This window comes from Nitrosococcus halophilus Nc 4 (genome assembly GCF_000024725.1).
Classification (GTDB): domain Bacteria; phylum Pseudomonadota; class Gammaproteobacteria; order Nitrosococcales; family Nitrosococcaceae; genus Nitrosococcus; species Nitrosococcus halophilus.
In genome coordinates, this window is sequence record NC_013960.1 from 135,154 (window position 1) to 148,571 (window position 13,418).

The 13,418-nt window shown below is 54.5% G+C and carries 9 protein-coding genes and 1 pseudogene; 5 read left to right on the top strand and 5 right to left on the bottom strand.

Annotated elements, in window-relative coordinates:
• Positions 1-77: 77 nt before the first annotated feature.
• Both NHAL_RS00650 and NHAL_RS20860 read right to left on the bottom strand, forming a co-directional pair.
• Positions 78-722, bottom strand: a complete 645-nt coding sequence (locus NHAL_RS00650) for a PEP-CTERM sorting domain-containing protein (RefSeq protein WP_157862448.1) — start codon at positions 720-722, stop codon at positions 78-80.
• 82 nt (positions 723-804) lie between these two features.
• Positions 805-1,071, bottom strand: a complete 267-nt coding sequence (locus NHAL_RS20860) for a hypothetical protein (protein WP_157862449.1) — start codon at positions 1,069-1,071, stop codon at positions 805-807.
• Positions 1,072-1,455: 384 nt separating this feature from the next.
• Between NHAL_RS20860 and NHAL_RS00655 the strand changes: the two are divergent.
• From NHAL_RS00655 to NHAL_RS00675, 5 genes and pseudogenes are all read left to right on the top strand, one after another.
• Positions 1,456-2,432, top strand: a pseudogene (locus NHAL_RS00655) (integron integrase).
• A gap of 164 nt (positions 2,433-2,596) precedes the next feature.
• Positions 2,597-3,202, top strand: coding sequence for a DNA-3-methyladenine glycosylase (locus NHAL_RS00660; protein WP_041355253.1), 606 nt, complete (start codon positions 2,597-2,599; stop codon positions 3,200-3,202).
• A gap of 132 nt (positions 3,203-3,334) precedes the next feature.
• A complete protein-coding gene (gene uvrA / locus NHAL_RS00665; RefSeq protein ID WP_013031244.1) occupies positions 3,335-8,899 on the top strand; it encodes an excinuclease ABC subunit UvrA in 5,565 nt (1,854 codons plus the stop codon).
• A 22-nt stretch (positions 8,900-8,921) separates the two neighbouring features.
• Positions 8,922-9,707, top strand: a complete 786-nt coding sequence (locus tag NHAL_RS00670) for a DUF427 domain-containing protein (protein WP_013031245.1) — start codon at positions 8,922-8,924, stop codon at positions 9,705-9,707.
• Between the two features lie 104 nt (positions 9,708-9,811).
• The gene (locus tag NHAL_RS00675) at positions 9,812-10,417 is read left to right on the top strand and encodes a Uma2 family endonuclease (RefSeq protein ID WP_013031246.1); all 606 of its coding nucleotides are present in this window, start codon (positions 9,812-9,814) and stop codon (positions 10,415-10,417) included.
• A 263-nt stretch (positions 10,418-10,680) separates the two neighbouring features.
• On the opposite strand, the gene NHAL_RS00680 is transcribed toward NHAL_RS00675, so the two are convergent.
• The 3 genes from NHAL_RS00680 to NHAL_RS00690 form a co-directional block, all read right to left on the bottom strand.
• Positions 10,681-11,940, bottom strand: coding sequence for a transporter (locus NHAL_RS00680; RefSeq protein ID WP_013031247.1), 1,260 nt, complete (start codon positions 11,938-11,940; stop codon positions 10,681-10,683).
• A 40-nt stretch (positions 11,941-11,980) separates the two neighbouring features.
• Positions 11,981-12,613 (bottom strand): C39 family peptidase, encoded by a 633-nt coding sequence (locus NHAL_RS00685; RefSeq protein ID WP_238985406.1) that lies wholly within the window; start codon positions 12,611-12,613, stop codon positions 11,981-11,983.
• Positions 12,614-13,021: 408 nt separating this feature from the next.
• Entirely contained in the window at positions 13,022-13,384 is a 363-nt protein-coding gene (locus NHAL_RS00690; RefSeq protein WP_013031249.1) for a hypothetical protein, read from the bottom strand.
• Between the last annotated feature and the right edge of the window lie 34 nt (positions 13,385-13,418).

Below are 13,418 nucleotides of genomic sequence, written 5' to 3' on the forward strand. Positions count from 1 at the left end.
GAGCGGTCCGCGTGCATGGACTTCGTTAGGCCGTTCATAATTCAACTTTTCAAGCCCCGTTTCCTAGCCATTCCTATTCATATCTGACCGGTTTGGTTAGGTTTAAATTTCGCTGCACTCGGTGCCTTTTTGCTAAAGCAAAGCGCGACACCTAGTCCTAAAAAAAAGAGCACTATGGTTGGAGGCTCAGGGATTGCTCGAGATTCCTCCAGAGACGAGTCGAAAAGGCTGGCTATTGCGAAATCACCTGCGCCGGCATTGGGCCCCAGAAGCGCGCCGACCCGAAGCACATTACGGAAGTCAACTCGCGTATTTGCTGGTCGGAAGCCGCTTTCCTCTTTAGAGTCCTGAATATCGAAACTTCCACTTCTGACTAAGGCAGTCGCATCTTCAATTTCGAAGCCTAATGGATCCAATCTACCAAACCAGTCAGCTCCAGCTTCCGCCCACATGCCGGCTGGTGGCCCCAGACGTTGCGAATCAAGTGTCATCTCCAATCTGCCGTCTATGCTGATCACCTGCTTAAGCAGCCCCCCCGGATGTGTCCAGTGTGCAGCGACGAAGAGTTCAGCTCTTTTTTCCTCGCCGGGGGCATCAGCGATAACGCTTATGCCTTTCTCGAGCCGTCCGAAAAACCGTCCCTGCGTGTGACGCACAAACCCAATCGCCTCGCCTTGATCATAGAGGTGCGAGATATTGGGGAACGTCTCAGAATCGCTCAAATCGAAGAATAATGGATCTCCGTTTGGCGTAGATCTAACTAGCTCTGTAATGTCATCTAACGGGGACAACGGATCTCCAGGCTCAGCTCGAACAAAGGCCTGGTCGATAGTTAGTCCGGCCGCAGGTGTCCACCATAGATGCGATAGCACTATTGCCATGAACCACATTAAACGCTTCATGGTACTTCTCCTCCACAATCAGGTTTCTTGGATAACGGGCCGGGAGCTGAGCGGCACCCCGCGCGGAGCGGGCGCTCAGGAGGAGCGCATCGCGAGCACGGGGCGCAGCCGCAGAGCGGTGTCCGCTCCAGCGACAGTTAGGCGTCGCTCGCGCTACGGTGACCTTCAAATGATTCTCCCTTCAATTTCAGCACTTCGGTTTCCATTGGCAACAGCGTTTGGCGCGAGCAAGCCTACTGGCGCGGCTCCCGGCCCGTTAAGCGCCGCGACGCGAGGGAGCGCGAGCGGCGCTTAACATGAAATAGACTGACTAAGCTGCGTCTTATCACACGCAACCGGCTACTGGCCAATACCTATTTCTATCCTTATATCAAATAATTACTAATCCTGACAGCGTATATTAGTTTTGACAAATACGCATCTCAGCTCTATTTTTCTTTCGTTTTGTGACCTGCGTCTTATAAGACGTATACTGTCTCTTCAACGGAGCAAAAAATCGCCGATATCATATATATAGCTGAGTTGTTCGGTGTTGCCAATCGGTGATATACGCATGAGTATCTCAAAGCCCAAATCCCCGCCTAAGCTCCTCGATCAAGTGCGGGAGGCTATTCGTGTCAGGCACTACAGTATCCGCACGGAACAAGCGTATCTGGGTTGGATCAAGCGCTTCATTTTTTTTATGGCAAGCGCCATTCTGGCGATATGGGCAAGGCGGAGATCAGTGCTTTTTTGTCTCATCTCGCCGTCAGGGGAAAGGTAGCGGCCTCCACGCAGAATCAGGCGCTCAATGCCATTCTGTTCTTATATCGTGAGGTTTTGAAGCGGGATGTGGGGTGGTTGGATGAGGTAGAACGGGCAAAAAAGCCGTTGCGTCTTCCGGTGGTATTTACGCCCAACGAGGCGAGAAGAGTTTTGGCGTTGTTACCGAAGGGAAAATGGTTGATGGCCAGTCTTCTGTATGGTTCCGGCCTGCGTTTGATGGAGTGCGTGCGGTTGCGGGTCAAGGACGTGGATTTTCACTATCGTCAGATCACGGTCCGGGATGGTAAAGGCCGCAAGGACCGAGTGACGGTGCTTCCGAAAAAGCTGGCCGAACCGCTGCAAGTTCAGTTGGAGACTGTGAAGACGCTGCATCAACAGGATCTAAAGGAAGGTTGCGGCGCGGTTTATTTGCCTTACGCTCTGGAGAAAAAGTATTCCAACGCTAATCGTGAATTTGGCTGGCAGTATGTGTTTCCCGCAAGTAAACGGGCCATCGATCCTCGTTCTGGGGTGGTGCGCCGCCATCATCTCTCAGAAACCGCACTGCAGCAGGCCGTTAAGAATGCCATTCGCAAAGCAGGGATCAATAAACCGGGTAGCTGCCATACGTTTCGGCATAGCTTCGCAACGCATCTGCTGGAAAATGGCTACGACATCCGAACCATACAAGAACTACTGGGGCACAAGGATGTGAATACCACGATGATCTACACTCATGTTCTTGAGCGGGGTGGCAGGGGTGTACGCAGTCCGCTGAACTGGTAAGCAGAAAATAAATCCGTCCCTGACGCCTCTTGAATGGGTAATCCATTCCCTCCATTCTACCTCCCTTCGTCGCTTCCAAATGTTAAAGTATCCCTTTCTCCTTCGGCCCCTTGGCCGTAATGTTTAGGCGCTTTGGTGTTTGCGTATTAGATATGACGGATTTTATGACGGATTTATTGCCCCCCAGCTTCTATGCCCGCGATGCCTTGGAGGTGGCTGCGGATTTGTTGGGGGTCTTGCTCTGCCGCGATCAAGTAGTACTGCGGATCACAGAGGTGGAAGCCTATCGTTGGCCGGAGGATACCGCCAATCATGGCCGTCATGGACGGACCTTGCGGAATGAGGCCCTGTGGGGACCGCCGGGGCGGGTTTATCTTTATGTCTGCTATGGCATCCATCATCTTCTTAACTTGGTGACGGGGGAAGAAGGGCAGGCCGCTGCGGTGCTGATTCGCGCTTGCGAGCCGGTGGCGGGCCTTGATCTCATCCAACGCCGCCGCCGGGGTAAAATAGGGCCGAGCTTGCTCACCGGCCCAGGGAAAGTGGGCGCGGCTTTGGGACTGGATCTGGGCTGGAATCACCATCCTCTTTATGAACCAGGGGGGCTTGAGGTCCGCTGGGGTGCTCCGGTGAAAGGGCGGTTGGCGGGGCCGCGGGTGGGGATCGCCTATGCCCGTCCCGAGCATCGGGATGCCCCTTGGCGGTTGGCCATTCCGGATAGCCCTTGGGTCAGTTGCCGTTCCCAACTCCAGCCTAGCCAGGAAAGCTAGCAGAAATTATTAACCCGGATAATTCATAAGATCACCACAAAGGCACGAAGAACACAAAGAAATCAGCTTGGTGGTGAAAAGTCCAGGTTAAAATATCAGCGGAACATTCCGTTTGGATTCCAGGATGTCTTCATGTCTAAAGGATTTATTTGGGTCAAGGGAGCCCGGCAGAATAATCTGAAGGGGCTCAATCTCAAGTTCCCCCTCAATGAGCTGATTGTGATTACCGGGGTCAGTGGTTCCGGTAAATCTTCCCTGGCCTTTGACACCATTTACGCCGAAGGGCAACGGCGCTATGTGGAGACTTTCTCTCCCTACGCCCGCCAGTTTCTTGACCGGATGGACAAGCCCCAGGTGGATCGCATCGAGGGGATTCCACCGGCTATTGCCATCGATCAGACCAATCCGGTTCGGACTTCCCGCTCCACCGTAGGGACCATGACGGAGTTGAATGATCACCTCAAGCTTCTCTTCGCCCGGGCGGGAAAACTCTACTGCCAGGGTTGCGGGCAACCGGTGCGGCGGGATACGCCGGATAGCATTTATGACCAGCTTCTCCATCAGGGGATGGGTCTTCGGGCTTTGATGACTTTTGAGATTGCCATCCCTCCCAACTTTTCCCCCCAGGAGGTGAAAGAGCAGCTCTTAAGGCAAGGCTATACCCGCTTTCACCACCAGAATGATCAGGTATTAGAGGTCATTCAGGATCGGCTGCGCTTGGAGCCCAGCCGGCGGGAGCGGATTGTGGAAGCCCTGGAAACGGCCCTCAAGCATGGCCGGGGCCGCCTTGCCGTCTATCCTTTGGATGAAGACCGCCAACCCCTGCCGCCTTGGCGCTTTTCCTCCGCTCTCCACTGTCCCCAGTGTGATCTGGCTTACCGGGACCCCTTTCCCAACCTGTTTTCCTTTAACTCTCCCTTGGGGGCCTGTGAGACTTGTCGGGGCTTTGGCCGGACCATGGGGATTGACTATGACTTGGTGGTGCCCGACGACCGTAAAACCCTGGCCGAGGGGGCCATCAAACCCTGGCAGACCGCAAGTTATGAAGAATGTCAGCAGGATCTGATGAGATTTGCCCGCCGGCGGGGGATTCCTACTCAACGCCCTTGGCGGGAGCTGACCTCCGACCAGCAGCGCTGGGTATTGGAAGGAGAGGGGGAGTGGGAGGAAAATAAATGGTATGGAGTCCAGCGTTTCTTCCATTGGCTGGAAGGTAAAAGCTACAAAATGCACATTCGGGTGTTGCTATCCAAATACCGGGCCTACCATCTTTGTCCCGCCTGCCACGGAGCGCGTCTCAAACCCGAGTCCTTGCTGTGGCGGCTGGGAACCAAAGCCGATGCCGATCGGGTGCTGCCGGAAAAACACCGCTTTAAGCCCTCAGGGGTCCGGTTTTCCCAACCGCAATTGGCGGCTTTGCCGGGTTTGACCCTCCATGATGTGATGCAGCTTCCCCTGGAGCGCTGCCAGCAATTTTTTACTCAGCTTACCTTGCCCGCCCCCTTGGATCAGGCCGCCGAATTGCTGTTAGGGGAGATTCGCTCCCGCCTCAATTACCTGGTGGAGGTGGGGCTGGGCTATCTCACTTTGGACCGCCAATCCCGGACCTTAAGCGGGGGGGAAGTGCAGCGGATCAATTTGACCACCGCCCTGGGCACCTCCCTGGTCAATACCTTGTTTGTTTTGGATGAGCCGAGCATCGGTTTGCACGCCCGGGATTTGCAGCGGATCATCCGGGTGCTGCAACGGCTGCGGGATGGGGGCAATTCCCTGATTGTGGTGGAGCACGATCCCCAAGTAATGCTGGCCGCCGACCGGGTGCTGGACTTGGGACCGGGGCCGGGGGAGCGGGGCGGCCAGCGGGTGTTTTTCGGCCCTCCTCACGAATTGTTGCAAGCCAAGAACTCCCTCACTGCCCAGTATTTGGTGGGCAAAAAGCAGGTGGTTGCCGAGCCTAGCCGCGCTGGAAAGCCCCCGGCCACGGCCTCTATGGAGATTCGGGGGGCCACGGAAAATAATCTCAAAAATATCACGGTCCGTTTTCCCCTGAACCGCTTGGTGTGCGTGACCGGGGTCAGCGGTTCGGGCAAATCCACCCTGGTGCAAGAGGTCCTGTATAAGGGATTGCGGAAACTTAAGGGCCAGCCGGTGGGCATTCCCGGCGGCCATCAGGCCCTCCAGGGCCATGAGCCGATCCAGGGGGTGGTGCTGGTGGATCAGTCTCCCATTGGCAAAACCACCCGCTCCAATCCGGTCAGCTACGTGGGGGCCTTGGCGGGTCTGCGCAAAGCCTTTGCCGCCGAGCCCTTGGCCCAGGAGCGGGGCTATGGCGCCGGCACCTTTAGTTTTAACAGCGGCAATGGGCGCTGTCCCACTTGCGGCGGCAGTGGCTTTGAGCAGGTGGAAATGCAGTTTCTCAGCGACGTTTATCTTCGTTGTCCCGATTGCAACGGCCAGCGCTATCGGCCGGAAATCTTGGAAGTCAAACTCCAACCTTCAACTCATAGTCCGGGGAAGTCTATTGCTGAGGTGCTGGAGATGACGGTGGCCGAGGCTCTGGAGTTTTTCGCGGACTATCCGGAGGTGAAGCGGGGAATCGAACCCCTCCAGGCGGTGGGGCTCGGTTACATGAAATTGGGCCAGCCGGTGCCCACCTTGAGCGGGGGCGAGGCCCAACGGCTGAAGCTGGCCGGCCATTTGGCCAAAGGGCGGGGACGTAAGGAAGCCCATCGTACCCTGTTTTTATTTGATGAACCGACCACGGGCTTGCATTTTGACGATATTGCCACCTTGCTCCAAGCCTTCCAGCGTTTGTTGGCGGAAGGTCATTCCCTGGTGGTGATAGAGCACAATCTGGAGGTGATCCAGGCGGCGGATTGGATCATCGATTTGGGTCCGGAAGGCGGTGAGGCCGGGGGCAAAGTGATTGCTATCGGTTCCCCCCAGGAGGTAGCCCAATCCCAAGGCAGCCATACCGGCCAAGCCTTGCGGGATCATGCCCAGGCCCTGAACTTACTCACCCTGGCAACGCCGGCCATTGGCGAGGCTCCTTCGAGCTATGGGGCCATGTTCCCGGAGCAGGCAAGGGCAGAAGGAAACTCGGCTATCTATATCCATAATGCCCGGGAGCACAATTTAAAGGGCATTGAACTTCAAATCCCCCGGGAGCGGTTCACCGTCATTACCGGTATCTCCGGTTCCGGGAAAAGCACGGTGGCCTTCGATATCCTTTTTGCCGAGGGGCAGCGGCGCTATTTGGAGTCCCTCAATGCCTATGCCCGGCAGTTTGTCCAACCGGCCGCCCGCCCTGATCTGGACGCCATCTTCGGCATCCCCCCCACAGTGGCCATCGAGCAGCGCACCAGCCGGGGGGGACTCAAGAGCACGGTGGCCACCCTCACCGAGATTTATCATTTCCTGCGTTTGCTATTCGTTAAGCTGGGCCAACAGCATTGCCCCGACTGCGGCATTCCCATTGAAGCCCAAACCCTGGAGGCCATCCAGGCCCGGATTCTGCGGGACTACCGGGGCCGCCGCCTGAGTGTATTGGCCCCCCTGGTGGTAGCTCGTAAAGGCTATTATACGGATCTGGCCAAGTGGGCCGCCACCAAGGGGTTTACCCATTTGCGGGTGGATGGAACAATGATCCCGACGGACCCTTGGCCCCGCCTGGATCGGTTCAAGGAACACTCCATTGAATTGCCGGTAGGGGAAATCAAGGTCACCCCTGGGGAGGAAAAGGCGCTGGGGACGTTATTGGAGCGGGCTTTGAGTCTGGGCCAGGGGAGGGTGGAAATTCTCCTTCCCAAAAAGGGGGAGAAGACCCTCTACTCTACCAAGCGTTCTTGCCCCAGTTGCAGTCGCAGCTTCGGGGAGCTGGATCCTCGTTTGTTCTCCTTTAATTCCCCACAGGGTTGGTGCCCCCGCTGCTATGGCACCGGGCAGGTGCTGCCTGGTTTTGATGGGTCGCAAACCGGGGAGGAAAAGGAATGGGCCGTGGGGGAAGAAAATTCTGCTCGGATTTGCCCCGCCTGCCAGGGGCGGCGGTTATGGCCCGACGCCCTGGCGGTGTATTTCCAGGAGCGGAATATTGCCGAATTTACCGGCATGTCGGTAGCGGCGGCGGAGGCCACCTTTCAGTCCATGAAACTGCAAGGGCGGGAGGCGGCAATTGCCCGGGATCTCCTGCCCGAGTTGCGGTCCCGCCTGAAATTTCTCAAAGAGGTGGGATTGTCTTATTTAACCTTGGATCGGGCCGCCCCGACCCTCAGCGGGGGGGAGGCTCAGCGCATCCGCCTGGCTTCCCAGCTCGGTTCCAACCTGCGGGGGGTGTGTTATATCCTGGATGAGCCCACCATCGGCCTCCATCCCCGGGACAATAAAATGCTCCTCAATACCTTGGGCAAATTGGAAGGCAAGGGCAACACCATTGTGGTGGTGGAGCATGACGAGGACACTATCCGGCGAGCCGAGCATGTCATCGACCTGGGACCGGGAGCCGGGGTGAATGGGGGCAGGGTGGTGGCCGCGGGCACGGTGGAGGCGTTGCTCCATCATCCGGAATCGGTCACCGGACGTTGCTTGGCCCATCCCTTGCCCCATCCTCTCATGGAAAAGCGGCGCTCCGAGGCCGCTGAATGTCAGCTGGAGATTCAGGGGGCGTCCCTCCATAACTTGAAACATCTGGATCTCTGCCTTCCCTTGGGTCGGCTAGTAGGAGTGACCGGGGTCAGCGGCAGCGGTAAAAGTACCCTGGTGCGGCAGGTGATCCATGGGAATCTGCAACGGTGGTTGGGCGTCAAGGGGAAGACTCAGGGCAAGAATGCCGCTTTTCAGGGATGTGAAGGGATCCGGGGTTGGGAGGCCATCCAGCGGGTGCTTGAAGTGGATCAAACTCCCATTGGCAAAACCCCCCGTTCTTGTCCGGCCACCTATGTGGGCTTTTGGGACTCTATCCGGCGTTTGTTTGCCGAGACGCCGGAAGCCCGAATCCGGGGTTATGGGCCGGGCCGCTTCTCCTTTAATACCAAAGAAGGCCGCTGTCCGGAGTGTGAGGGCCAGGGAGTTAAAAAGATCGAAATGAGTTTTCTGCCCGATGTGACCGTTCCCTGTGAGATTTGCCATGGAGCCCGCTTTACCCCCGAGACCTTGATGATCCGCTACAAGGATAAGCATATCGGCGAGATCCTGGCCATGAGCGTAGATGAGGCGACCGCGTTTTTTTCCGCCCATGTCTGGATTCATCGGCCTTTGCAACTGCTGCAAGCGGTAGGATTGGGGTATCTTAGCCTCGGTCAACCCAGCCCTACCTTAAGTGGAGGCGAGGCCCAGCGGATTAAATTAGTAACGGAGCTGGCCAAGGCCCGCTCCACGCCCGGCCGCGCCGGCAATCATCATACCCTGTATCTCTTGGATGAGCCGACGATTGGCCTTCATATGGCGGATGTGGAAAAGCTTATCCGGGTCCTCCATCAACTGGTGGAAGTGGGCAATACCGTCATGGTCATTGAGCATAATCTGGATATTATCGCCGAGGCGGACTGGCTTGTTGACCTGGGTCCGGAGGGGGGCGACGGCGGGGGGCGGATTGTCGCCCAAGGAACGCCCGAGGCCGTTGCCCGAATTAAAAAAGGCTCCCATACGGCCAAGTTTTTGGCTGGCTTTCTGCGGGAAAGGCGCCTAAAAATTAATAAATAACTTTCACCATAGGAGAGCCAGGATGTCAGCACGGCAGTCAAAAGAAAACCCCCATCCTCAGCAAGGGCCAGCCCACCGGGTTGAAGTGGTGCCGATTCCGAAACGGGTCCGTGTGCTCTTTAATCAGGAGACGATTGTAGACAGCACTCAGGTATTGCTTTTGCGCGAGACTTATTTGCCGCCGGTGTATTATTTTCCTCCTCAGGATGTGCGCATGGAGTGGCTACAGCGGACGGACCATAGCAGCCGCTGTCCCTTCAAAGGCGAAGCCGCCTACTGGAGCGTCACCGTGAGAGAGCGAAGCGCTGAGAATGGAGCTTGGAGCTATCCAGAACCCCTTGAACAAGTGGTCCCTATCAAGAATCATATTGCTTTCTACTGGGATAAAATGGATGCTTGGTACGAAGAGGATGAACCGGTCTTTGTCCATCCTTGCGATCCCTATGTCCGGATAGACGTACGGGAGAGTTTTCGCCCGGTGCGGGTTGTGTTAGGGGGTAAAGTCGTGGCTGAAACCCGTCGAGCCCGCTTTCTATTCGAGACTGGCCTACCCACCCGTTATTATATCCCCCAGGAAGATGTTCAGATGGACTGGCTAGAGCCTTCTGAAACCCATACCGCTTGCCCCTATAAGGGAAAGGCAAGCTACTGGTCGGTGCGGATTGGAGATCAATATTTTAAGGATCTGGTTTGGAGTTACCCGGACCCCCTGCCGGAGGCAAGCCAGGTAAAGAACTACCTGGCGTTCTATCAGGAAAAGGTGGAGGCCTTCTATGTGGATGGGGAATTACAGCGTATCTCGGGATAGATTTAAGCGGCAGGTTGTTCATATTGTCTTGTATAAAGTCTGGAGTGACTCCATAAAGACTTAGTGCTACTTTCTGGTTATCGAGACTGAACCTGGAGTCGTCCATGTCTTGGCAAGTCAAACACTATTACACGCCCGAAGAATACCTCGCCCTGGAGTGTCAGACCGACACCAAGAGCGAATACTTTGCCGGCGAGATTTTCGCCATGGTCGGCGCAAGCCCGGCGCACAACCTGATCGTCGCCAACATGATCGGTGAGCTAAGGCAGCAGCTCAAAGGACGCCCCTGCCGGGTCTACGCCAACGATCAGCGGGTCAAGGTCAGCCCCACGGGCCTCTATACTTATCCGGACATCGTGGTTACCTGCGGCGACGAACGTTTCGACGAGAACGATAGGGACACCTTGTTGAATCCACGGGTCATCATTGAAGTGCTCTCCAAGACCACTGAAAGTTATGACCGGGGCGAGAAGTTTGAGCACTACCGCAGTCTCGATACCCTAGTAGAATACCTGTTGGTCGCCCAGGAGAGACCCCACTTAGAGCACTACCGCCGCCATCCTGACGGTCAGTGGTTGTTTTCCGACGCTAGTGGGCTGGAGGCGGTGATTGAGTTTCCGGCCATCGACTGTCGGCTAGTGTTGGCCGAGGTCTACGACAAGGTACCCCTGGAAACCGAAGGGCCAGGGCATCCGCCTCCCGTGGGTTGAGCAGTCTCATACCAATTTAACCAAAGGATGCAATTTATTAAGGCCTCAAGTGGTTGTTTAGTCGGAATCCATTACCCGGCAAGGCAGGACTTAGTAGGCTTATCTAAGATTTCTCTTGCAGCAATACCATGCCATAGGGCGGCACAAACACATGGCTTTTGATAGACAGGCTTTCGTGGGTGACGTGCTTCCACATCTTCTTTTGACCGTCGTTCCAGAAAGAGAAATTGGAAATGCGCCGCAAGGAAGAGTTTGAAAAGGCGTTATCTAAACGGTATGCCAAACCTAATGGGAAGGGCAAAGTTTATAAAATAATCCGGGGCGTCCTCTGTTAAGCCGATCCCGCCCGATATAGACAACAAAATCCCGCGACCCAGGACGGATGAGGCTCCAAAAATGAAGGAGCTACTCACTTGATTGCTACCGGGAATATCGCCGCCGTTGACCTCTAACTCCTGAGAGAAGACCTGTTGTAGCTCGAGGCGTAGAGACGTGGCCGGACTGGCAGCCAATAGCGCGCCGATTGAGAAACCAAACTTGTCGCCTGGGTCGATGTTGTCCTTTTCGAAAGAGGATTCATAGAAGAAGTTGCCAGTAAAGGCCAGCGGATCTTGGCGTTTAAGGGCCGTAAGGGATCCCCGGATCTCATGGAAGCCGCCGCCCAGCGCGACACCGTTGCTAAACCGTTGGCTTGTGTCCGTATCCCAAGTGACTCGGGCTATCAGGTCTGGTAACCAACCCCGTTCACGGAACACCGTCTTAGCGACGCCGACGGTAATGTCCCCAAGTGATGAGCCTAGATCGTTCGTTTCCCTAAATGAAACCTGCCCTGCCGGTTGTACCAAAGTTTGGTCCACAACCCGGGCAGGAAGACTGAGTTCTAGTTGGGAATCGAAAGGCAAACCAAAGCGGGTAAAGAAACCCGCATCAAATTCGTTGCGGCGAAGCTCCGCGTTTCTTGTTAATACTTGACCGCTCTCTCCGAGGACAAGCGTAGGTGAAAATTGCTCCCGTCGACTATAGACCACAAAAGGCTGGACTTCCATGAGGCCAAATGGCAAGAGTAAAGCACCTACCTGGGTTAAGGTCCTTTCTAACGCTCGTTCGGCTGCATCTTCGTCCACCTCGAATGTGCCAGGGGCGGATGATTTCGCCTTTTTTTCTGGGAGCTTTTCCTGGGCTTGGGCCTGTTGGATGGGTTTCTTTGATTGGGCTGCCGGAACGGCGGGCTTAGGGAGGGGATGCCTTGGAGGCTGCTTTACCTGAGGCGATGGAGAGGGTGGCGGTGTCGTGCCGACAAGACGCTCAAGTTGCTCTACCCGTTTCTGGAGATCTTCAATCAGAGCATCGCGCTCTGCAATTTTCCGGTCCCGCTTCTCAAGCTTTTCCAGCAATTGCTGGGTAATTTCCGGCGTTTCTTGGGCGTATCCTAGCTGATTACTAACAATAAAGAGGCCTATTACCAGAAATGCAGTCAATAACCCGCTTCTATTTCGCAGGTTTAAGAATACTGCCAGCTTCATTATTCCCCCTAAATTATTATGGTTATGGTGATTGCGTCCGCTATCGCAACATGACAAAATCACTCGTTTTAGGCGTTAGGCGATTAGGTGGTTCTATCCCATCCCGTCGTGTGACGATGAAGCCAACTTTACCAAATTGCGGATATTCAATCCAAAATTGTTTGAACTTTCTTATAAGCATAGTACGGTTGCCCCATGCCGGGTCCGCCAACAGCACCCGGTTACCCTGCACACCTCGGAAGATAACAAAGTGGTTGTAACCATGGGTGTTAATGGGAACCAATATCGGCGCCCGCTCGATAAGATCCTCTAATGCTAGCTTGCCATAGCCGATTCCCTTATACCCTCGGGAGTCCACGAAACGTTTAAGGTCCAAGAGGGAAAAACCCTCCCGGATTTGTACAATTGCTGGATTTTTGAGATATTCCTTCCGGGTCATAAGAGCTTTGGCCACCTCTTTCTCGGCCACAGAGTCCCCATGTTGATAATTCAATAATGTGGCTAAAGCCGCCGCTCCACAACTGAGATCCCATTGTTGTAAGATAACGTTTTCGCGACGCATTTCTAAAAGAGACTTGACCTGCCGGCCCTCTGCTGTCCCCGCAAAATTTGCTAGCAGCAAGACTATTAAGAGCACAGCATAGACTGGTGAGCACCCTTGTTTACGAATCATGGCTGATGTTTTAAATAAAATATTAAAAGGAGTGATTAGTGTAAGCTTATACATAGTGGACTTATGTTGTTAGAGAGAGACGTCAAGTTTTTTGCTAAGAACGATATTAAGTAATTGCGTTATGACTACTTAATAAGTTTAAAGCGTATTGCAGAATTTTCTATGGATAGAATCAGAATCAGGGGTTGGCTACAGCTAACGACTCTGAGAGGCAGGAGTTAGGTAATAATATTTTTTCTCGTTTCATTGTTTCATTTATGAAAGAGAATCACGGAAAGAAATAGTTTTATGTTATGCTAAGAATGCATGGGGCGTAATCCTGTTTTCCTGGTTTTATGCTTATATAAAACAAAGAAAAGCGCCCCATGCGCTTTCCGCATGGGGCGTAATCCTGTTTTCCTAGTAAATTTATTGCAACTGGGCCGCTGCTTGTGAAGCACTTTGAGCAGCAGCACCAGTAAATACAGGTCCTCCGGGGGTGCCAATCGCCACGGATTGACCAAGGCTAGTATTGCCTGCTGCAGCGGCTGCAAACTGAGGGTCAGCTGTTGTGTCAACCTGAGCAAAAGTCTCAGAGTTGGTTTGAGAGAGTATAGTGCCAGCACCTGCTCCTTGTGCAATTGCAGTAGCATTCCCTTGAAGCAGTACAAAAGCGCCAGCGGTTACGCCATCCATTTGGACATCGGTTAATTTAACGGGTTCTTTAGCACTGCTTGTGCCGGCAAGTGCGAGCATTAAGGCGCACGTCATAATAGAGAAAATATTTTTCATGGTTTGATCTCCTTTCCAATGAGTTGATTTTATT

Bases quoted from the DNA above. Each gene is read 5' to 3' on its own strand.
- NHAL_RS00660 (WP_041355253.1), top strand. From the start codon at position 2,597: ATGACGGATTTATTGCCCCCCAGCTTCTATGCCCGCGATGCCTTGGAG.
- uvrA (WP_013031244.1), top strand. From the start codon at position 3,335: ATGTCTAAAGGATTTATTTGGGTCAAGGGAGCCCGGCAGAATAATCTG.
- NHAL_RS00670 (WP_013031245.1), top strand. From the start codon at position 8,922: ATGTCAGCACGGCAGTCAAAAGAAAACCCCCATCCTCAGCAAGGGCCA.
- NHAL_RS00675 (WP_013031246.1), top strand. From the start codon at position 9,812: ATGTCTTGGCAAGTCAAACACTATTACACGCCCGAAGAATACCTCGCC.
- NHAL_RS00680 (WP_013031247.1), bottom strand. From the start codon at position 11,940: ATGAAGCTGGCAGTATTCTTAAACCTGCGAAATAGAAGCGGGTTATTG.
- NHAL_RS00685 (WP_238985406.1), bottom strand. From the start codon at position 12,613: ATGATTCGTAAACAAGGGTGCTCACCAGTCTATGCTGTGCTCTTAATA.
- NHAL_RS00690 (WP_013031249.1), bottom strand. From the start codon at position 13,384: ATGAAAAATATTTTCTCTATTATGACGTGCGCCTTAATGCTCGCACTT.